This window comes from Nonomuraea sp. NPDC051298 (genome assembly GCF_055586305.1).
In genome coordinates this window covers 58,490-77,897 of record NZ_JBVJIM010000006.1, presented here as the reverse complement: position 1 = coordinate 77,897, position 19,408 = coordinate 58,490, and the positions used below count along the sequence as shown (strand labels likewise).

Here is a 19,408-nt window from a genome sequence, read left to right as displayed (position 1 = left end):
CGACGAATCCCAGCCCCCGTCGTACGGCCCGCCGCCAGGGCAGGGTCCTTACCACGGTCAACCACGACCTCCTCAGTACGGCCCGCAACCCGGCTCCCATCCCGGCCCGCCATCAGGCCCCCAGACGGGCCCCCAGACAGACCCACAGCCGGGCCCCCAGACGGGCCCACAGCCAGGGCAGCAGCCGGGTCCGCCGCCCGGGTACGGCCAGCCGTTACCCTTTGGACAAACGCCACCTTTCGGACAACAGCCCCAATCACCACAATTCGGGCAGCCGCCACCTCCGTTCGGTGAGCCGGCCCCGTTCGGCCCGCCACCTCAGTACGGACAATACGGCCAACAAGCCCAATTTCCACCGCCAATATCTTCCAAAGCCATAAAGCCCAGCCTGTGGTGGCTGGCCGGCGCCTGGGGCGTGTTCGTGGTGTGCCTCGCGGCCGGGGTGGCGCTCTTCGTCGGCGGCGTCGGCGGCGTGGCCGACGCGGGCCCGACCCGTACGTTCGTGTCCGGCGAAAGCGTCACCGTGCCCGTCGACCCGGCCGAGAAGCCCGGCGTGTACATCGCCAGCGACGCCCAGGTCAGCTACGACTGCGCCATCACCGGCGGCCCGGGACAGGCCAGGCTCGCCAAGACCACCGGCACCCGGACGGTCACGACCGGGGGCGCGGTGTGGGAGCAGTTCCTGGTGATCAACGCACCGGCCAAGGGCGACTACCAGCTCACCTGCGTCAACCAGAAACAGGCCACCGTGCGCTACGGCGTGGGCCCCGACGCCCTGTCGGCCGTCGGCGGCGTCGCCGGCGGGCTGATCGCCCTGATCGCGATCCCGGTCGCGGGGCTGCTCGCCGCGGTCGCCGGCACGATCGTCGTCCTGGTCCGCCGCGGCGGCGCGCGTAAGCGCCTTGCGGTCGGTGGGTGATTTGCTACGGTCCCCGTGTGTACGAGGGCGATGTGCTGGCGGGAAATTGGCGGCGGCCGGGCAAGGGGAAGATCCCGAAGGTGCCCGCCGAGCCGGACCTCGTCGTGGAGGACGCCGACAGCGGCTTCTGCGGCGCCGTGGTGGCCTGTGACAAGGAGGCCGTCACGCTGGAGGACCGGTTCGGCAGACGTCGGCTGTTCCCGCTCGCGCCCGCCGCGTTCCTGCTGGAGGGCAGGCCCGTGACCCTGGTACGCCCCACTGCGCCCACCAGTGGGTCCACCAGTGGGGCCCCCTCTGGGCCCAGGCGCAGCGCGTCGGGCTCGATCGCCGTGGAGGGGCTGCGGGCCAGGGTGGCCAGGCAGAGCCGGATCTACGTGGAGGGCGTGCACGACGCCGCCCTCGTGGAGCGGATCTGGGGGCACGACCTGCGGGTCGAGGGGGTGGTCGTCGAATACCTCGAAGGGGTCGACGACCTGCCGGCCATCGTCGCGGAGTTCGGCCCCGAGCCGGGGCGGCGGCTGGGCGTGCTGGTCGACCACCTGGTGCCCGGTTCCAAGGAGAGCCGGATCGCCGCCGAGATCACCTCGCCGGACGTGCTGGTGGTGGGGCACCCGTTCGTCGACATCTGGCAGGCGGTCAAGCCGTCGGTGCTGCGCATCCCCGCGTGGCCCGACGTACCACGCGGGGTGCCGTGGAAGGAGGGCGTGATCGCCGCCCTGGGCTGGCGCATGGAGCCCGCGCAGGCGTGGCGGCGGATCCTCGGCGCCGTCTCGACGTACACGGACCTGGAGCCGGAGTTGCTCGGCCGGGTCGAGGAACTGATCGACTTCGTTACGGAGGCACCATGAGCCAGGACCCGTCCCAGAGCCAGGACCCGCCCCAGCCGCCACCCGACGACGCCGCCACGCGCAGGGTCTCCCCGTCGGACCTCCCGCCCGCCCCGTCCTCCGGCCCTCAGCAGCCGGGCTACGGGGACGACGCCACCCGCAAGGTCTCCCGATCGGACCTCCCGCCGCACTCGCCCTCCGGCCCACAGCAGCCCGGCCACCCTGAGCCCGGCCCGTACGGCCAGCCAGGCGGATACGCCCAGCCAGGCGGGTACGCCCAGCCTTCTTACGAGCAGCCCGGCGCGTACGGCCAGCCCGCCTACGGCCAGCCGGGCTACGGCCAGCCGGGCTACGGCCAGCCGGGCTACGGCCAATCAGCCCCGCACGGCCAGACCCCCTACGACCAGTCCGGCCCCCACGGCCAGACCCCCTACGACCAGCAGACTCCCTACGGCCAGCAGGCCCCGTACGCTCAGCAGGCCCCGTACGGCCAGCAGGTTCCCTACGGGCAGCAGCCCGAGTCGGCCCCCGGCTACGGCCAGCAGCCGCCCTCCGGGTACGGCCAGCAGCCGCCGTCCGGGTACGGCCACCCCGGCGCCTACCCGCCCCCACCTCCCGGATACGGCCCCGCCCAGCACCAGTCGCCCCAGGGCTACGGCCGCCCCCAGGAGCCGTACGTCCCCGGCAGGTTCGGCCCCCGCCCCGGCACCGACGACACCACCATGGCGATGCTGTCGCACCTCCTGGGCCTGCTGGTCTCCTGGATCGGCCCGCTGGTCATCTATCTGATGAAGAAGGACGAGTCCCCCTACGTCAGAGACCAGGCGGCGGAGGCGCTCAACTTCCAGATCACCATGTTCATCGGCTACGTGGTCTCCTGGATCCTGATGTTCGCCTTCATCGGCTTTCTGCTGTTTCCCGCCGTCTGGATCATGTCGCTGGTCTTCCACGTCATGGCCGCGATCGCCACGAACAAGGGCGAGCGCTACCGCTACCCGCTGTCCATCCGCATGATCACCTGAGGCGGTGCCGGTCAGACCAGCAGGTCCCGGATGAGGGCGTCGGCCAGCAGCCGCCCCTGAAGGGTCAGCACCATGAGACCGGCCTTGAACGGCTCGGGCTCCAGCAGCCCGCGCGCCAGGGCGCTCGCGACCGTCGCGCGGGCGGCGGGCGCCACCTCGGCCAGCGGGTAGCCCGAGACCAGCCGCAGCTCCAGCATCAGCCGCTCGGCGTCGCGGTCGTCCTGGCCGAGCACCTCGCGGGCGTGCGCGGGCGAGTCTCCGGCGGCCAGGCGCTGGGCGTAGGCGGCCGGGTGTTTGACGTTCCACCAGCGGGTGCCGCCGACGTGGCTGTGGGCCCCAGGCCCGGCGGCCCACCAGTCGCCGCCGGTCCAGTAGAGCAGGTTGTGGCGGCAGCGCGCCTGGTCGGAGAGTGCCCAGTTGGACACCTCGTACCAGGCGTACCCGGCCTCGGCGAGCAGTTCGTCGGCGATCAGGTAGCGGTCGGCGGCCACGTCGTCGTCGGGCATCGGCAGCTCCCCCCGCCGGATGCGGGCCGCCAGCCTGGTGCCCGCCTCCACGATCAGCGAGTACGCCGACACGTGGTCGGGCCCGGCCTCGATGGCCGCCGACAGCGAGGCCCGCCAGTCGTCGTCGGACTCGCCCGGTGTGCTGTAGATCAGGTCGAGGTTGACGTGCTCGAACCCGGCCTCCCGCGCCTCGCGGACGGCCTGCGCGGCCCGCCCGGGGGTGTGCCGCCGGTCGAGCACCTGGAGCACGTGCTCGCGGACGCTCTGCATGCCGAAGCTGATCCGGTTGAAGCCGCCGTGGCGCAGTTTCTCCAGCGAGGACGGGTCGACCGACTCGGGGTTGGCCTCCGTGGTGACCTCGGCCCCCGGCGTCAGCCCGAACTCGGAGTCGATCGCGGCCAGGATCCTGGCCAGGTCTTCAGGAGGCAGCAGGGTGGGCGTGCCGCCGCCGAAGAACACCGTCTCCACCGGCAGGTCGGCCGTGCCCAGGACGCGGCGCGCGAGGCGCACCTCCTCGACCACCGTGTCGGCGTAGTCGCGGTGCGAGGCGCCCGGCCCCAGCTCGGCGGCGGTGTAGGTGTTGAAGTCGCAGTAGCCGCAGCGCGTCACGCAGAAGGGCACGTGCACGTAGAAGCCGAACGGGCGCTCGCCGAGACCGCTCAGGGCGCTGTCGGGCAGCTCGCCCGAGGTGGGCACGGGATCGCCGTCGGGCAGGGTGGATGGCACGCTTCCAGTCTGCCCGGCCCACGGAGGTGTCCGGTCCGCCGGGCGCCGAAGGGGCTTGTGGCCGAGATCGCGCGGATCGTTGACGGTGGCGGGGAGCGGCTCTACGATCACGTCAATCTTATAGGAAAGTTTCCTATATAAGGGCCCAGTTCCCGGGAGCCGCTCCGTGAAGAAGAAGATCCTGTTCGCACTGTCGCTCTTACTCGGCCTCACGGTGGTCTCCGTGCCCGCCGAGGCCCGTACCGACTTCAAGCGGGTCGCGTACTTCATCCAATGGGGTGTCTACGGGCGCAATTACCACGTCAAGGACCTGGACACCACCGGTGCCGCGGCCAAGCTCACGCATGTGAACTACGCGTTCGGCTTCGTCAACGCGGAAAGCGGCTGCTACTCCTCCGACCCGTGGGCGGACTGGCAGCGTCCGGTGCCGGCGGAGCAGAGCGTGGACGGTGTCGCGGACGCGCCGGGCCAGGCGCTCAACGGCAACCTCAACCAGCTACGCAAGCTCAAGGCCAAGCACCCCGGGCTCAAGGTGATGATCTCGCTGGGCGGCTGGACCGGCTCGAAGTACTTCTCCGACGCCGTTCTCACCCCCGAGTCGCGCGCCGCACTCGCGACCTCCTGCATCGACCTGTGGCTGCGCGGCAACCTGCCGGGGCTGGAGCCGGGTGCGGGAGCCGGTGTGTTCGACGGGATCGACCTCGACTGGGAGTGGCCGGGGTCGTCCGGGGCCGAGGGCAACGTGATCAGGCCCGAGGACAAGCAGAACTTCACGCTGTTCGTGCGGGAGTTGCGCGCGCAGCTCAGGGCGTACTCGTCGCGGGCGCAGCTCTCGGCCTTCCTGCCCGCCGCAGCGGCCAAGATCGACGCCGGCTTCGAGGTACGCGAGGTCTTCGAGCAGCTCGACTTCGCCACCCTCCAGGGCTACGACCTGCACGGCACCTGGGAGCCGCAGACCGGGCACAACGGCAACCTGTTCAACGACCGCAGGGACCCGAACCCCGTGAAGTACAGCGTGGACCAGACCGTCCGCGACTTCCTCTCGCGCGGGGCGCCCGCCCGCAAGCTCGTGATCGGCGTGCCCGCGTACGGCCAGGGCTGGACCGGCGTCACCGGCGGCGGGGACGGCCTCTACAAGCCCGCCACCGGACCGGCCCCCGGCAAGTGGGCGGCGGGCGCCGAGGACTACAAGGACCTGGTGGCCAAGCCCGGCAAGCGCTACCGCGACCTGCGCACCGGGGCCATGTGGCTCTACGACGGGAACGAGTTCTGGTCGTACGACGACCCGGCGGTGATGGTGCAGAAGGCCGCCTACATCCGGCTCAAGGGGCTCGGCGGCGCCATGATGTGGTCGATCGACCAGGACGACTCGCGCGCCTCACTCACCTCGGCGCTGTATTCGGTCCTTCGCTGACACCCCGCGCCGACGGAACTCCCGCGGCCGAGCACAGGGGCCGGCGACCCCGCACCAGCGCCCGCCGGACGACAGGCGAACCACCGGCCCCACCACCGTGACCCGGGAACGTCAGCTCTCGCGCCGCGCGGCCATGGGCCGTCAGCCACCCGCCACGAGCGACGGGCTGACGGCCACGCGCCGACGACCCACGGACTGCCAACCGCAGGCCACGACCGCACCCCACGACCGCAGACCACAACCGTGAGCCAACGACCGTGAGCCGACGACCGTGAGCCGACGACCGCGCGCTGACAGCCGCCCCGAGAAGCGGGCCGCTCAGCCGAGGGTGCGTTCGGCCATCTCGTCCCACTTGGGGTCGTGCCCCGGGACGGCCAGGATGCGGCGCAGGGCGGCTTCGTCGCCGTGCCGGGCGCGGAACCAGTCGGTCACGCTCACCCCGGTCTCGGGCCGGGAGACGACCTCCACCTCGTCGCCCGCCCCCAGCGCGCCCAGCTCGACGACCTTCAGGTAGGCCCCCGGCCGCGCCGCCGCCGTGAACCGCTTGAGCCAGCCCGACTCGTTCATCCAGTTGCGGAACACCACGCAGGGCGTCCGCGGCCCGGTGACCTCCAGCAGGACGCTGCCCACCCGCCACCGCTCGCCGATCAGGGCCCCGTTGACGTCGACCCCGGAGGTCGTGAGGTTTTCCCCGAACCGCCCGGCCCGCAGCTCCCTTCCCAGCTCACGCTCCCACCAGTCGTAGTCTTCCCTGGCGTAGGAGTAGACGGCGTGATCGGGCGAGCCGTGGTTGGCCGTGTCGGCCCGCTCGTCTCCGGCCAGCCCGTTGGGCCGCACCTCGATCCGGTGCTCGACCGCCCGCTTGTCGATGGCCGTACGCCCCTGCTTTCCCGCCCATTCGGCATCGACCGACCTGCCCACGTTCACGGAGAGAATGCGCATATCTGGAACGTAGCCGAGCCCCCCGCGACCTGCACCTCCAATTCCGCCCGCCCGGTGCGGGCCCACCCGTGGGCCGGGCCCCGGCCGGCGCGCACGCCTGCCGCCCCGGCCTGGTCAGCCCCGGTTGAGCTGCGACTCCTCGTCGAAGCCCGCGAGCTGTAACAACGCCTCCAGCGCCGCCTGCCTGGTCTCCTCCACCGACCCGCCCCGCTCGCCGAAGCACTCGGCCGCCACGTCGAGCACCGCCGTCACCACGGCCGCGTCGGGATAGGGCACGTCGACGAGGACGGTGCCGTCGTCGCCCTCCCCTCCCTCGCCCAGGTGCCGCCTCAGCAGCCGCCGCGTCTCCTCAGCCACAGCGACCCCCAGAACGGCGGCACGCTCGAATCGCTCAGAAGCAGTCACGTCACCCTCCAGTCGCACAAGTGTTCGGGTGACCCCAAGGTAGCCGGTGCCACCGACAGAATCCCTTGCGCCGTCGGGGATTCCGGCATCCACCACGCGACGACGGCGACGCCGACGGACCGGTCCTGAACGCGTCTCGGGCTCGGGGCAGATGGCCCGATACCCGCCGAATGCCCGGTCGATGCCCTTGCCCGGCCCCGCTCGATGGCCGAGGCTGTGTCGCGCGAGAAGATCGCCCCACCCTGCCGGGACGAACCCGCGACCGAAGAGGCAGCCGGTGTCCGATCCTGGCCTCGGCTCCGACGTCTCGGGCGGATCGGCTCTTGAGAAGGGAAGCACACCATGAGCAAGGTGATCGCGAACGCGACGGTCTCCCTGGACGGCTTCATCGCCGACGAGTCGGACCGGGTGGGCCCGCTCTTCGACTGGTACGGCAACGGGGACGTCCCGTTCAACGGCGGCGACCCCGAGCGCGTCTTCCACGTCTCGGCCGCGAGCGCCGCGTACATGGAGAGGACCTGGTCGCGGATCGGCGCGGCGGTGATCGGCCGTCGCCTGTTCGACCTCACCAACGGCTGGAACGGCCGTCCCGCGGCCGGCGAGGCCGTCTTCGTGGTGACCCATGAAGCGCCGGCGGACTGGCCGTTCCCCGACGCGCCGTTCACGTTCGTCACGGACGGTGTGGCGAGTGCGATCACCCGGGCCAAGACCGCCGCCGGCGACAAGGACGTGTCGCTGACCGGCGGTGACCTGCTGGGCCAGGCCCTGGCCGCCGGGCTGGTGGACGAGCTGCGGGTGGATCTGGCCCCGGTGGTGTTCGGCAAGGGGATCCGGTTCTTCGGCGGCTACGACGGCGCGCCCGTGCTCCTCGGCGACCCGGAGGTCGTCCAGGGCGACCGGGTCACGCATCTGCGCTACGACGTCCGGCGATAGCGGCCGCGTCAGGCGACGTACACGTCGCTCGGCTCCCCTCCGTACGGGATCGTACGGTCCTTGCGCATCCCCGCCCGCTCGGCGACCCTGCGCGAGGGCAGGTTGACGTCCCGGATGACCGCCACGACGGTGCCGAGTCGGCCGCCGACGCGGAGGGCGGCGCGGGCGAGTTCGAGGGCGTAGCCGTGTCCCCATGCCGACGGGCGGAAGCGGTAGTAGAGGTTGAGCACCTCGTTCCCGTCGACGACGGCGCGGCGCAGCCCGCCGAAGCCGATCACCTCCGGCCGCCCCGGCAGCCGGGCCGCCCAGTAGCCGATGCCGCGTTCCTCCCAGTCGTCCAGCCACAGGTCGAGCATCGCGCGGCACGACTCCACGTCGGCGACGGGGCCGCCGGGGTGGTACACGCTCGTACGGGGGTCGGAATGGATCTCATGGACGGCGTCCAGATCGTGGAGAGTGACCCGAGATAGGACCATTCGTGCCGTCTGCACCACTTCCATACTTTCAGGGTATTCGCCGAAATAGACCGGCGACACGCCACAGCGCACGCCCCCGCGAAGGGGACGCGCGACGCAAGGCCGGGGGCACGAATCCCCCACGAACCAGGAAAGCGGCGGCGGCTACTTCTTGGCCTTGTCGACGGCGCTGGAGTCGGTGGACAGCGCGGCGACGAAGGCCTCCTGGGGCACCTCGACCCGGCCGACCATCTTCATCCGCTTCTTGCCTTCCTTCTGCTTCTCCAGCAGCTTCCGCTTACGGGAGATGTCACCGCCGTAGCACTTGGCCAGCACGTCCTTGCGGATGGCGCGGATGTTCTCGCGGGCGATGACCCGGGCCCCGATGGCGGCCTGGATCGGCACCTCGAACTGCTGCCTGGGGATCAGCTCGCGCAGCTTCTTCGCCATGTCGACGCCGTAGCCGTAGGCCTTGTCCTTGTGCACGATGGCGCTGAAGGCGTCGACCGGCTCGCCCTGCAGCAGGATGTCGACCTTCACCAGGTCGGCCTCCTGCTCGCCGGCCGACTCGTAGTCGAGCGAGGCGTAACCGCGCGTACGCGACTTGAGCTGGTCGAAGAAGTCGAAGATGATCTCGCCGAGCGGCAGCGTGTAGCGGATCTCGACCCGATCTTCCGACAGGTAGTCCATGCCGAGGAGCTGGCCGCGCCGCCCCTGGCAGATCTCCATGATCGCGCCGATGAACTCGGACGGCGCCAGGATCGTGGACTTGGTGACCGGCTCGAAGACCTGCGCGATCTTGCCGCCCGTGGGGAACTCGGACGGGTTGGTGACCGTCAGCTCCTTGCCGTCCTCCATGACCACGCGGTAGACCACGTTGGGCGCCGTGGAGATCAGCGACAGGCCGAACTCCCGCTCCAGCCGCTCGCGCACGATCTCCATGTGCAGCAGCCCGAGGAAGCCGACCCGGAAGCCGAACCCGAGCGCCGCCGAGGTCTCCGGCTCGTAGACCAGCGCGGCGTCGTTGAGCTGGAGCTTGTCGAGCGCCTCGCGCAGCTCGGGGTATTCGTCGCCGTCGATCGGGTAGAGCCCGGAGAACACCATCGGCTTGGGGTGCTCGTAGCCCGCCAGCATCTCGCCCGCGGGCTTGGCCGCCGAGGTGACGGTGTCGCCCACCCGCGACTGCCGCACGTCTTTCACGCCGGTGATGAGGTAGCCCACCTCGCCGACGCCGAGCCCGCGCTCGGCGGGCTTGGGCTCGGGCGAGATGACGCCGATCTCCAGCGTCTCGTGGGTGGCGCCGGTGGACATCATCAGGATGCGCTCGCGCTTGCCCAGGTGACCGTCGATGACCCGGACGTAGGTCACCACGCCGCGGTAGGTGTCGTAGACCGAGTCGAAGATCAGCGCGCGGGCGGCCGTGTCGGCGTCGCCGACCGGCGCGGGCACCACCTCGACCACGTGGTCGAGCAGCTCGCGTACGCCCTCGCCGGTCTTGCCCGACACCCTGAGCACGTCGGACGGGTCACAGCCGATCAGCCCCGCCAGCTCCTCGGCGAACTTCTCCGGCTGCGCCGCGGGCAGGTCGATCTTGTTGAGGACGGGGATGATGTGCAGGTCGTTGTTCATGGCCAGGTAGAGGTTGGCCAGCGTCTGCGCCTCGATGCCCTGGGCGGCGTCGACCAGCAGGATCGCGCCCTCGCACGCCTGCAGCGACCGCGACACCTCGTAGGTGAAGTCGACGTGCCCGGGAGTGTCGATCATGTTGAGCACGTGACCGTCCCACGGCAGCCGCACGGCCTGCGACTTGATCGTGATGCCCCGTTCGCGCTCGATGTCCATCCTGTCGAGGTACTGGGCCCGCATGGAACGGTCGTCGACCACGCCGGTGATCTGGAGCATCCGGTCGGCAAGGGTCGACTTGCCATGGTCGATGTGCGCGATGATGCAGAAGTTGCGGATCAACGCGGGGTCGGTCTGGCCAGGCTGAGTGCGCACCGAAGTCCGTTTCGACAGGGTTGAGGTCAAGCAGTCTTTCATGGTGACATGCCCGGGTGATTGCCCGAACCGTCATCCGCCGCAGCCTGCGCCTGCTCGCGCTTGCCTTGGCCGTCGTGGTCGCGCTGGCCGGCCTCGTCGCCGTCGCGCTCCGCCTTCAGTTTACCGGTGCCCCGGCCGCCTGGGCGAAGAGCACCGGCAACGACGCCCTGTGGATGGGGCACATGTGGGTGGACGGCCGCCGTACCGAGGCGGACGTGGAACGACTGGCGACCCGCCTGCGCGCCACGGGCGTGAAGGACGTGTACGTCCACTCCGGCCCCTTCGAGTGGGACGGCCGCCTGGACCCCGCCAAATACCCCAACGCCGGAAATTTCATCCAATGGATGCGCAAGCACCTCCCCGGCGTCCGCGTCTCCGCCTGGCTCGGCCAGGCCGTCAAGAACGGCCTGGACCTCGACGACCCGAAGTCCCGCGAGAACGTCCTGGCCGGCGTCGCCGCCATCATGAAGCAGGGCTACGACGGCATCCACTACAACTTCGAGCCGATCGGCGACGGTGACGCCGAGTTCCTCGACCTCCTCGACCGGACCAGGCAGCACACGCGGCTCCTGTCCACCTCCACCCCGCAGATCGAGCCGTACGCCGGCATGCGCCTGTCCGCCAGGGCCGTGCTGGGCCACGACAAGTTCTGGTCGGAGGGCTACTTCCGGCAGGTCGTGGACCGCGTCGACCAGGTGGCCATCATGACCTACGACTCCTTCCACCCCCTGCAGTCCGTGTACGGCGGACACGTGGCCCGCCAGGCCGCCCTGGCGCTCGACCTGGTCCCCGAGGCCAAGTCCCTCTACATGGGCGCCCCCGCCTACCACGACCACGGCGTGCCGTGGTCCGACCAGGCCGAGAGCGTCGCGACGGCCGCCGAGGGCGTTCGCCTGGCGCTGTCGGAGCACGGCCGCCGCGAACGCTTCGGCCTGGCCCTCTATGTGGACTTCGCCGCCACCGAGGAGGATTGGCAGGAGTACATGACACGATGGCGTTGATTTGAGCAGCCGCCTCGGTTATTGATACCCTGGGCAACTGCGTGTGGCGCGCCCTCTCTCGAGCCGCGCGCCCCGTCCATCACTTCAGACTTCACCGAGGCTTCTTCGTGGCGAACATCAAGTCCCAGATCAAGCGCAACAAGCAGAACGAGAAGGCTCGTCTGCGCAACAAGGCAGTCAAGTCCTCGCTGAAGACGGCTGTCCGCAAGTTCCGTGAGGCCGCCGAGCAGGGCGACGTCGCGCAGGCCGTGGCCCTGCAGCGGGCCGCCGCCCGCCAGCTCGACAAGGCCGTCAGCAAGGGCGTCATCCACAAGAACCAGGCCGCCAACCGCAAGTCCTCGATCGCCAAGCAGGCCGCGGCCCTGGCCGCCAAGTAGGCACCGCGAGCGGGCGCCCCTGAGCAGGCGCCCCCCGGGCACAGTCGGCTTTTGCGACGCCGCACCCCACGAGGGTGCGGCGTTCTGGCTTTCTACGGCCCCTTTTGTCACGGTTTCGATATCACACCGCCATATCGGGTCCGTCACCGTTGAAAAGATCCCTTGCCCCCGCTCACGCACCTGCCCGAGGGTGCACTAAACGGGCGAGGGGGGACACATGCGGGGGCCGTTGGTCGTCAAGAGGGCGTTCAGCGAGCCGCTGCTCCTCCTGGCCGCGTTCGGCTCGATCCTGCTCGCCACCACCACGCTGGTGGCGCTGACCATGTACGCCTCCTCCATCGCCGAGGCCGGCGTCCGCCGCACGATGGAGACGGCCTCGTACCGGCAGACCGCCGCCACCGTCAGCGCACCCGTGACGGCCGAGACGTTCCCCGTGTACGACCAGGCCGTACGCGCCGAGTTCGGCCGGGCCTACACCCAGCCGCCCGCGATCACCACGAGCCTGCGCTCCGACTCCTACACCATGCCGGGCCAGGAGGACCGGGAGCAGCCCGAGCTGCTGAGGTTCGGCAGCTACGACGGGCTCGACCGGCAGGCCAGGCTCGTCTCCGGCACCTGGCCCCGGCCCGGCGACGAGCCGGTCCAGGTGGCGATCTCGCTGTCGGCGGCCTCGGCGACCGGGTTCGAGGTGGGCCGGGAGTTCACCACCACGGGCCGGCTGGACCCCCGTCCGGTCAAGGTGCGCGTGACCGGCGTCTTCCAGCTCGACGACCCGTTCGGCGAGCGCTGGGCCGGGGAGCAGTTGCTCAGCCGCGGGGTCGAGCGCGGCGACTTCACCACCTACGGGCCGCTCATGGTGGCGCGCGAGACGTTCGTCGCCCGGTTCGCCACCAGCGTCAACGCCACCTGGACCGCCGTCCCCGACCTGCGTACGCTCACGCCCGAGCGGTTACGGCCGCTGGCCGGCGCGATCGCGCAGGTGGGGCCGCGGCTGAAGGAGGGCGGCTGCCCGAGCTGCGTGGCCGCCAGCCACCTGCCCGAGATGCTCACCCAGCTCGACACCGCCTCGCTGGTGGCGCGCTCCACGATGCTGATCCCGGTGCTGCAACTGCTGCTGCTGGCCGCGTACGCGCTGATGCTCACCGCGCGACTGCTGGCCGACCACCGGCGCATGGAGGTGGCCCTGATGCGCTCGCGCGGCGCGGGCACAGCGCGGCTGGCGGCGCTGGCGGGCGGTGAGGCGCTGCTGGTGGCGCTCCCGTGCGCGGTCGTCGCGCCGTTCCTGGGGCCGCCGCTGCTCGCGCTGGTGAACCTGCTGCCGTGGATCAGGTCCTCCGGGGTACGGCTGGCGCCGGCGGCGGACACGGGGACGTTCCTGGTGTCGTTCGGGGTGGCGGTCGCCTCGGCCGTGCTGCTGGTGCTGCCCGCGCTGGCCGGGGCGCGGCGTACGTACGTGGAGGAGCAGTCGGCGCGCGGGCGCGGCGGCGGGCGCGGGCTGATCGAACGCGCGGGCGCCGACCTCGCGCTGCTGGTCGTGGCCGGGCTGGCGATCTGGCAGCTCCAGCGCTACGGCGCTCCCGTGACCGCGACGGCCGCGGGCGGCCTGGGCATCGACCCGCTGATCGTCTCCGGCCCGGCGCTGGCCCTGCTCACCGGCGGCATGCTGGGGCTCCGCCTGGTGCCGCGCGTGTCGCGGCTGGCCGAGCGACTGACCTCGAAACGCCCCACGCTCGCCCCCGCGCTCGGCTCCTGGCAGGTCAGCCGGCGCCCGCTCAAGTACGCCGGCCCCGCGCTGCTGCTCACCATGGCGATCGCGATCGGCATCGTGTCCCTGGCCACCGCCGCCACCTGGCGCACCTCGCAGCTCGACCAGGCCCGCCACCAGGTGGGCGCCGACCTGCGGCTGTCGGGGCCGTCCGACGGGCCGGAGCTGGGCGCGCTCGGCCGCGGAACGGCGTTCGCCGCGCTGCCCGGCGTCACCGCGGCGGCACCGGGCTTTCGCGGGCAGACCGACGTGAGCGGGGAGAACGCGCTGCTGCTCGCGCTCGACGCGGACCGGCTCGGCGAGCTGTTCCACCTGCGTCCCGACCTGTCGGCGCAGCCGGTCGAGGAGCTGTCGCGGGCGCTCTCCGGCGACCGGGCGACCGCGTTGAACCTGCCGGGACGCCCGGAGAAGCTGACCCTGCGCGCCGAGGTGAGCGCGGACCTGCCGCTGCGGCTGGTGCTGTCCGACGGGCTGGGCGTCTGGCGCGACGTGTCGCTCGGGGTGCTGCGGCCCGGCGCGAACCAGGTCGACGTCGACCTGCGGGCGCTGGCGGGCCGGAGTGGGGCGATCACGTACCCGGTGTCGCTGCTCGGCCTGGTCGCGGGCGCCCCGCAGAGCGCTGCGGAGCTGAAGGTGACCGGCGTGAGCGCCGACGGCCACGACGTACGCGTGCCCGCGCTCTCGATGAGCGTGACCCGGGCGGCGGCGGCGCCGTTCGTCCGTCGTCCTGACCAGCAGGGGCCGATGCCCGTCGTGCTCACGGCCGACCTCGCCGCCTCGCTCAAGCTGGGCGTCGGCCAGGTCGGGCGGGCGAGCATCGACCGCAGGGTGATGCCGATCAAGGTCGTGGGCGTCGTGGAGACGATGCCGACCACCGCGGCCGGGCAGATGGCCGTGCTCGCCGACTGGGAGACGATGCAGACGCACGAGCTGGCCGCGGCGCAGTTGCCCAGGCCCGCCACGGAGTGGTGGCTGGCCGCCGCCGACACCTCGGCCGCCGCGGCGGCGCTCAAGGGCCACCCCGAGTGGGACGCCACCGCGCTCGACCAGCGTGAGCTGGCCGCCTCCCTCCGGGACGACCCGCTGGCCAGCGGGCTGCAGGGGGCGCTGATCCTGGGGTTCCTGGCGGCGCTGGTGTTCGCGGCACTCGGGTTCCTGGTCAACGCGGCCGTCGCCGCTCGGGAGCGGACGGCCGAGTTCGCGATCCTGCGGGCGCTCGGGGTGAGCGCCCGGCAGATGTTCGGGATGCTGGCCGTGGAGCAGGCGTTCGTGGTCGGGCTGTCGCTGGTGGCCGGCACCGGGCTGGCCGTGGTCGTCGGCGTGCTGGTGGTGCCGCACATCGTGCTGACCGGCCAGGCCGCCGCCGTGACGCCCGGCGTGCTGCTCGACCTCCCGTGGGCGGCGACCGGGCTGATGCTGGCGCTGGTGGCCGGGGTGCTGTTCGCGATCATCGCCGGGCTGGCGCGCAACCTGCGCGGGCAAGGGCACGGCCTTCGGGAGGAACAGTGAGGATCTGGCTGCTCGCCCGGGTGCACCTGGGCCCGGTGGCCGTGCTCTTCGTCCTGACGCTGAGCGCCTGCCTGCTGGTCGCGGGCCTGCCCAGGGCGACGCAGGCCGCGTACGACGAGGCGCTGCGCCGCGCGCTGAGCGCCACCCCGGCCGTGCAGGCCGACCTGACCGTGGCCGTGGAGTCGCGTTCGCCGGAGGAGGACCTGCGCGAACGCGCCCAGTTCGACTCCCGCGACCGCCTCTGGCGCGAGATCCTGCCCGGCGAACTCCGTCCGCTGGTGACCGGCGCCGGTCACATGAGCGCCAAGACCACGCTCACGCCGATCACCGGGACCGGCGGCAAGTCGTACCTCAACCTCGGCTGGCTGTCCGACGGCGGGCGGCGGGTGGACTGGGTACGGGGACACGCCCCCGGCGCGCCCGCCACCATGCGGTACGAGGGAAAGACGATCCCCGTGTTCGAGGTCGGGATCGTCGAGGAGGCCCTGCGGGAGATGGGCCTGGAGGTGGGCCAGACGAAGATGGTCGGCGAGCACGACTACGCCGCCGTCACGATCGTCGGCGCCTACCGGGCCAGGGATCCCGGCGACCGCTACTGGTCGCACAACGCCGACCTCCTGCGCGTCTCCAAGATCCAGCCGCCCGGCGGGCTGGACTTCGAGAAGCACGTCACCGCCCTGACGTCCGACGCCGGGCTGACCGCGCTCAGCGGCGAGGGACGCAACCTGACCTACCGCTGGGTGCTGCCGATCGCCGCCGGGGCCGCGAACGCGCTGGACGTGCCGGGCCTGCGGGCCGCGGTCGCCGAGTTCGGCCGGGTGGTGGCGCTGCAGTCCAACGGCACGGCCAGCCCCTACCACGTCGAGACCGGGCTGCCCAAGGTGCTGGGCGACTTCCTGGCCGCGCTGTCCACCGCGCAGACCGTCATGTACCTGGTGCTCGGCGGCCTGCTGGCGGTTTCGCTCGGCGTGATCGTGCTGGCCGTGCAACTCCTCGCCGACCGGCTGGACCACGCCCTGACGCTCGCGCGGGCCCGTGGCGGCTCGTTGGGGCAGGTGGCGGGGGCCGCGGCGGCGCTGACCGGGCTCGCGGTGACGCCGGGGGCGCTGGCCGGGTACGCCCTGTCGTACCTCGTGCTCGGCCCCGTGCTGCCCGTCGTGCACGTGGGGCCGTTGATCGTGGTGTTCGCGGCCGTCGGGTTCGCCGCCGTCCGGCTGGCGCTCGTGCACCGCAGGCCGCTGCACGAGCGGCGCGACGACGTGGCCGCCGCCCGGCCCTCCGCCAAACGGGTCACGCTGGAGGTGCTGGTCGTGGTGCTCGCGCTGGTGGGGGCCTACCTGCTGCGGGCCCGCGGGCTGAGCGCCTCGGCAGGGCAGGACCCGTTCCTGCTGGTGGTGCCGGTCGCCCTGACCGCCGCGGCGGCGCTGATCACGCTGCGCTGCTATCCGTACCCGCTGCGCCTGTTCGTACGGGTGGCCGCGCGCGGCCGGGCGGCCGTGGCGTTCCTGGGGCTGACCAGGGCGGCCAGGGCGCGGTCCGCCAGTGTGCTGCCGGTGCTGATCCTGCTGCCCGCGCTGGCCGTCTCCGTGTTCGCGGCGGTGATCTCCGACGGGATCGCGGGCACCCAGCGGCTGGCGTCCTGGCAGCAGGTGGGGGCACCGATCCGGATGACCTCCGACATCGAGATCCCGGCCGCCGCGATCGAGCAGGTGCGCGGGACGCCCGGGGTGGCGCAGGTGGTGCCCGCCCAGACCGGCCGGGTCCAGGTCGGGTACGGCGCCGAACGGGCCGAGGCCATCGCCGTGGACGTCGCGCAGTGGCGTTCGATCCTGCGGGACGCCCCCGTCGGCCTGCCCGCGCTGCCCGACGGGGTGCTCGTCTCACCCGAGCTGCGCGGACGGGGAACGCTCGAGCTCGGCTGGCAGTCGCGGCTCGAGCTGCCCACGCGCGGCGTGATCGACTCGGTGCCCGGCTTCTACGCCACCGGCAAGTTCCTGGTCGTGCCGCTGAGCGTGCAGACCCGTCCGGCCGTGAACACATTGCTGATCAAGGGGGACGCCTCGGCCGCCACGCTCGCCGAACTGGCCCGGCTGGTGCCGTCGGCCACCGTCGAGTCGCAGGAGCGGGCCCTGCGCGCCATCCGGGACGACCCGCTGACCGGCACAGTACGTTCGACGCTGGTGGTGGTGACGGTCGCGCTGGCCGCGTACGCGCTGTTGGCCGTGCTGCTGTCGCTGGTCGTCGGGGCCGCGGAACGGGCCAGGGCGGTATCGTTCCTGCGGACGCTGGGCCTGTCGCACCGGCAGGCGCAACGGCTGACCGTGCTGGAGATCCTGCCCATGATCCTCTTCACCGCGCTGGCCGGTCTCGGACTGGGCCTCGGCCTGCCCGCCGCGCTCGGGCCCGGCGTCGACCTGTCCTCCTACGCCGGCGACCTGCCCGTCGGCGACTACTCGCTCGACCTGTTCCTGCCCAGCGCGCTGACGGCCGGGCTGGCCGCCGTGGCCGTGCTCGGCGCGTACGCGCACACCGCCATCAGCCGCCGTCTCAGCCTCGGCGCCGTCCTTCGAGTGGGGGACCTCACATGAACCCGACCCTGTCAGAGCTGGAAGCCAAGGCCACCGGAAAGAAGGTCGCGTTCGGCGGTGACGCGCACATCGTGTGCGACAACCTCGTACGCATCTACAAGACCGAAGGCGTCGAGGTCGTCGCCCTGCAGGGGCTGGACCTGGTGATCGACGAGGGCGAGCTGGTGGCCATCGTGGGCGCGTCGGGGTCGGGCAAGTCGACACTGCTCAACGTGCTGTCCGGGCTGGACGTGCCCACGGCGGGGGTGGCCAGGGTGGCGGGCATGGACCTGCTGTCGATGAACGCGCGCGACCGGCTGCGCTACCGGCGCTCCGTGGTCGGGTTCATCTGGCAGCAGACGGCCAGGAACCTGCTGCCGTACCTGACGGCGCGGGAGAACGTCGAGCTGCCGATGAAGCTCGCGGGCGGGCCCTCCGGGGCCTCTCGTGCCCGGTCGCGGCGCGAACGGGCGGACGAGCTGCTGGACCTGCTCGGCGTCGCCTCCTGCGCGAACCGCAAGACTCCCGAGATGTCGGGCGGGCAGCAGCAGCGCGTGTCCATCGCCGTGGCCCTCGCCAACTCCCCGCAGCTCATCCTCGCCGACGAGCCGACAGGCGAGCTGGACAGCGAGACCTCCGAGCAGGTCTTCGACGCCCTGCGCACGGCCAACAGGGAGCTGGGGGTGACCGTGGTCATCGTGACGCACGACCCGCTGGTGTCGGAGCAGGTGGACCGGACGGTCGGCATCCGCGACGGACGCACCAGCAGCGAGACGCTGCGGCGCGAGGGCGCGGAGGGCCAGATCATCGCCGAGGAGTACGCCGTGCTCGACCGCGTGGGACGCCTCCAGCTTCCCCGCGACTTCATGAACGCCCTCGAGATGGAACGACGGGTGCGCCTCGAACTCGAATCCGACCACATCGGCGTGTGGCCCGCCCGAGAGGAACCCTCGAATGACTGACGCGCCCCTGGTCGCAGGAGAGAAGGCCCGCATGACTGACGCGCCCTTGATCGTGGTGGAGGAGGCCCCGCATGACTGACGCGCCCCTGGTCGTGGTGGAGGAGGCCCCGCATGACTGACTCGCCCCTGGTCGTGGTGGAAGGGCTGCGCAAGGTTTACCGGACCGGGCCCAAGGAGGTCGTGGCGCTGCGGGAGGTGTCCTTCTCGGTGCTCCCCGGCGAGTTGGTCGCACTCAGGGGCCGGTCGGGCTCGGGCAAGACCACCCTGCTCAACCAGATCGGCGGCCTGGACAAACCGGACGCCGGTCGCGTGGTGGTGGACGGGCACGAGATCACGTCCATGTCGGAGGACGAACTGCTGGCCGTGCGCCGGGACGTCGTCGGGTTCGTCTTCCAGTCGTTCGGGCTGATCCCCGTACTGTCCGCGGCCGAGAACGTGGGGGTGCCGATGCGGCTGCTGCGGGCCCCGGTGGAGGAACGCGAGGCCCGCGTACGGATGCTGCTCGGCTTGGTGGGGCTGGAACAGCACGTGAACCAGCGGCCGTACGAGCTGTCCGGAGGGCAGCGGCAGCGGGTGGCGATCGCCCGCGCCCTGGCGAACCGGCCGCGGCTGCTGGTGGCCGACGAGCCGACCGGGCAACTGGACTCGCAGACCGGACGGCAGATCATGGAGCTGTTGCGGGCGCTCGTACGCAGTGAGGGGGTTACCGCGCTGGTGGCGACGCACGATCCGAGCTTGATCTCACTGGCGGACCGCGTCCTGGAGATCACCGACGGCGTCGTACAGGAAGCCGCCCGCACCTGACCACCAGCCCTCCGTGAACACCACCAGCCCCCCCCGTGAACGCCAGCCCTCGTGAACGCCAGCCCTCGTGAACACCCGCCCTCGTGAACACCCGCCCTCGTGAACACCCGCCCGCCGAGCCCAGGCACACCCGGCACCTGGGCTCGCCCACCGCACCGAGAGCCGAAGCTCGTTCATCCGAGCCCGAGCCCCGAACCGGCCACCTGACCCGCCTCCGGCTCGCGAGGTGCCCTC

The 19,408-nt window shown here is 71.8% G+C and carries 16 protein-coding genes; 11 read left to right on the top strand and 5 right to left on the bottom strand.

Annotation, left to right across the window (positions count from 1 at the left end; genetic code table 11):
- Positions 1-421: 421 nt before the first annotated feature.
- From ACZ6S0_RS19890 to ACZ6S0_RS19880, 3 genes are read left to right on the top strand one after another with little or no spacing between them, the layout of a single operon-like run.
- Complete coding sequence (locus ACZ6S0_RS19890; RefSeq protein WP_465919483.1) at positions 422-919, top strand: hypothetical protein; 498 nt, start codon at positions 422-424, stop codon at positions 917-919.
- 17 nt (positions 920-936) lie between these two features.
- Positions 937-1,767 carry a DUF3097 domain-containing protein gene (locus tag ACZ6S0_RS19885; RefSeq protein ID WP_465919479.1) on the top strand — a complete coding sequence of 277 codons (831 nt, stop codon included), beginning with the start codon at positions 937-939 and terminating at the stop codon, positions 1,765-1,767.
- Complete coding sequence (locus ACZ6S0_RS19880) at positions 1,764-2,768, top strand: DUF4870 domain-containing protein (protein WP_465919477.1); 1,005 nt, start codon at positions 1,764-1,766, stop codon at positions 2,766-2,768. The genes ACZ6S0_RS19885 and ACZ6S0_RS19880 overlap by 4 nt, the downstream gene beginning before the upstream one ends.
- An 11-nt stretch (positions 2,769-2,779) precedes the next feature.
- On the opposite strand, the gene hemW is transcribed toward ACZ6S0_RS19880, so the two are convergent.
- The gene (hemW, locus tag ACZ6S0_RS19875; protein ID WP_465919474.1) at positions 2,780-4,000 is read right to left on the bottom strand and encodes a radical SAM family heme chaperone HemW; all 1,221 of its coding nucleotides are present in this window, start codon (positions 3,998-4,000) and stop codon (positions 2,780-2,782) included.
- 166 nt (positions 4,001-4,166) lie between these two features.
- Here hemW and ACZ6S0_RS19870 point away from each other — a divergent pair, with 166 nt between their 5' ends.
- Positions 4,167-5,414 carry a glycoside hydrolase family 18 protein gene (locus ACZ6S0_RS19870; protein ID WP_465919472.1) on the top strand — a complete coding sequence of 416 codons (1,248 nt, stop codon included), beginning with the start codon at positions 4,167-4,169 and terminating at the stop codon, positions 5,412-5,414.
- A gap of 318 nt (positions 5,415-5,732) precedes the next feature.
- Here the strand turns inward: ACZ6S0_RS19870 and ACZ6S0_RS19865 are convergent, their stop codons facing one another.
- A complete protein-coding gene (locus ACZ6S0_RS19865) occupies positions 5,733-6,356 on the bottom strand; it encodes an MOSC domain-containing protein (RefSeq protein WP_465919469.1) in 624 nt (207 codons plus the stop codon).
- Positions 6,357-6,470: 114 nt separating this feature from the next.
- Positions 6,471-6,713, bottom strand: a complete 243-nt coding sequence (locus tag ACZ6S0_RS19860; RefSeq protein ID WP_465919466.1) for a hypothetical protein — start codon at positions 6,711-6,713, stop codon at positions 6,471-6,473.
- A gap of 390 nt (positions 6,714-7,103) precedes the next feature.
- Between ACZ6S0_RS19860 and ACZ6S0_RS19855 the strand changes: the two genes are divergently transcribed.
- Positions 7,104-7,694: a dihydrofolate reductase family protein gene (locus ACZ6S0_RS19855; RefSeq protein WP_465919464.1), complete on the top strand. Its 591-nt coding sequence runs from the start codon at positions 7,104-7,106 to the stop codon at positions 7,692-7,694.
- An 8-nt stretch (positions 7,695-7,702) separates the two neighbouring features.
- Here ACZ6S0_RS19855 and ACZ6S0_RS19850 read toward each other — a convergent pair whose 3' ends face one another.
- Both ACZ6S0_RS19850 and lepA read right to left on the bottom strand, forming a co-directional pair.
- Positions 7,703-8,194, bottom strand: coding sequence for a GNAT family N-acetyltransferase (locus tag ACZ6S0_RS19850; RefSeq protein WP_465919461.1), 492 nt, complete (start codon positions 8,192-8,194; stop codon positions 7,703-7,705).
- Positions 8,195-8,314: 120 nt separating this feature from the next.
- Positions 8,315-10,189, bottom strand: a complete 1,875-nt coding sequence (gene lepA, locus ACZ6S0_RS19845) for a translation elongation factor 4 (RefSeq protein ID WP_465919459.1) — start codon at positions 10,187-10,189, stop codon at positions 8,315-8,317.
- A gap of 14 nt (positions 10,190-10,203) precedes the next feature.
- Here lepA and ACZ6S0_RS19840 point away from each other — a divergent pair, with 14 nt between their 5' ends.
- The 6 genes from ACZ6S0_RS19840 to ACZ6S0_RS19815 all read left to right on the top strand — a co-directional run bounded on the left by ACZ6S0_RS19840 (position 10,204) and on the right by ACZ6S0_RS19815 (position 19,174).
- A complete protein-coding gene (locus tag ACZ6S0_RS19840; protein WP_465919457.1) occupies positions 10,204-11,190 on the top strand; it encodes a glycoside hydrolase family 18 protein in 987 nt (328 codons plus the stop codon).
- A 107-nt stretch (positions 11,191-11,297) separates the two neighbouring features.
- The gene (rpsT, locus tag ACZ6S0_RS19835) at positions 11,298-11,567 is read left to right on the top strand and encodes a 30S ribosomal protein S20 (RefSeq protein ID WP_465919454.1); all 270 of its coding nucleotides are present in this window, start codon (positions 11,298-11,300) and stop codon (positions 11,565-11,567) included.
- 217 nt (positions 11,568-11,784) lie between these two features.
- A complete protein-coding gene (locus ACZ6S0_RS19830) occupies positions 11,785-14,841 on the top strand; it encodes an ABC transporter permease (protein WP_465919452.1) in 3,057 nt (1,018 codons plus the stop codon).
- The gene (locus tag ACZ6S0_RS19825) at positions 14,838-17,429 is read left to right on the top strand and encodes an FtsX-like permease family protein (RefSeq protein WP_465919449.1); all 2,592 of its coding nucleotides are present in this window, start codon (positions 14,838-14,840) and stop codon (positions 17,427-17,429) included. The genes ACZ6S0_RS19830 and ACZ6S0_RS19825 overlap by 4 nt, the downstream gene beginning before the upstream one ends.
- Entirely contained in the window at positions 17,426-18,370 is a 945-nt protein-coding gene (locus tag ACZ6S0_RS19820) for an ABC transporter ATP-binding protein (RefSeq protein WP_465919446.1), read from the top strand. The genes ACZ6S0_RS19825 and ACZ6S0_RS19820 overlap by 4 nt, the downstream gene beginning before the upstream one ends.
- A 111-nt stretch (positions 18,371-18,481) precedes the next feature.
- On the top strand, positions 18,482-19,174 hold the full coding sequence (locus ACZ6S0_RS19815) for an ABC transporter ATP-binding protein (RefSeq protein ID WP_465919443.1): 693 nt from the start codon (positions 18,482-18,484) through the stop codon (positions 19,172-19,174).
- Positions 19,175-19,408 lie beyond the last annotated feature (234 nt).

What these genes read in the sequence shown, in the direction of transcription:
- ACZ6S0_RS19855 (WP_465919464.1), top strand. Translation starts at nt 7,104, where the DNA reads ATGAGCAAGGTGATCGCGAACGCGACGGTCTCCCTGGACGGCTTCATC.
- lepA (WP_465919459.1), bottom strand. Translation starts at nt 10,189, where the DNA reads ATGAAAGACTGCTTGACCTCAACCCTGTCGAAACGGACTTCGGTGCGC.
- ACZ6S0_RS19880 (WP_465919477.1), top strand. Translation starts at nt 1,764, where the DNA reads ATGAGCCAGGACCCGTCCCAGAGCCAGGACCCGCCCCAGCCGCCACCC.
- ACZ6S0_RS19850 (WP_465919461.1), bottom strand. Translation starts at nt 8,194, where the DNA reads ATGGAAGTGGTGCAGACGGCACGAATGGTCCTATCTCGGGTCACTCTC.
- ACZ6S0_RS19820 (WP_465919446.1), top strand. Translation starts at nt 17,426, where the DNA reads ATGAACCCGACCCTGTCAGAGCTGGAAGCCAAGGCCACCGGAAAGAAG.
- ACZ6S0_RS19865 (WP_465919469.1), bottom strand. Translation starts at nt 6,356, where the DNA reads ATGCGCATTCTCTCCGTGAACGTGGGCAGGTCGGTCGATGCCGAATGG.
- ACZ6S0_RS19815 (WP_465919443.1), top strand. Translation starts at nt 18,482, where the DNA reads ATGACTGACTCGCCCCTGGTCGTGGTGGAAGGGCTGCGCAAGGTTTAC.
- ACZ6S0_RS19830 (WP_465919452.1), top strand. Translation starts at nt 11,785, where the DNA reads ATGCGGGGGCCGTTGGTCGTCAAGAGGGCGTTCAGCGAGCCGCTGCTC.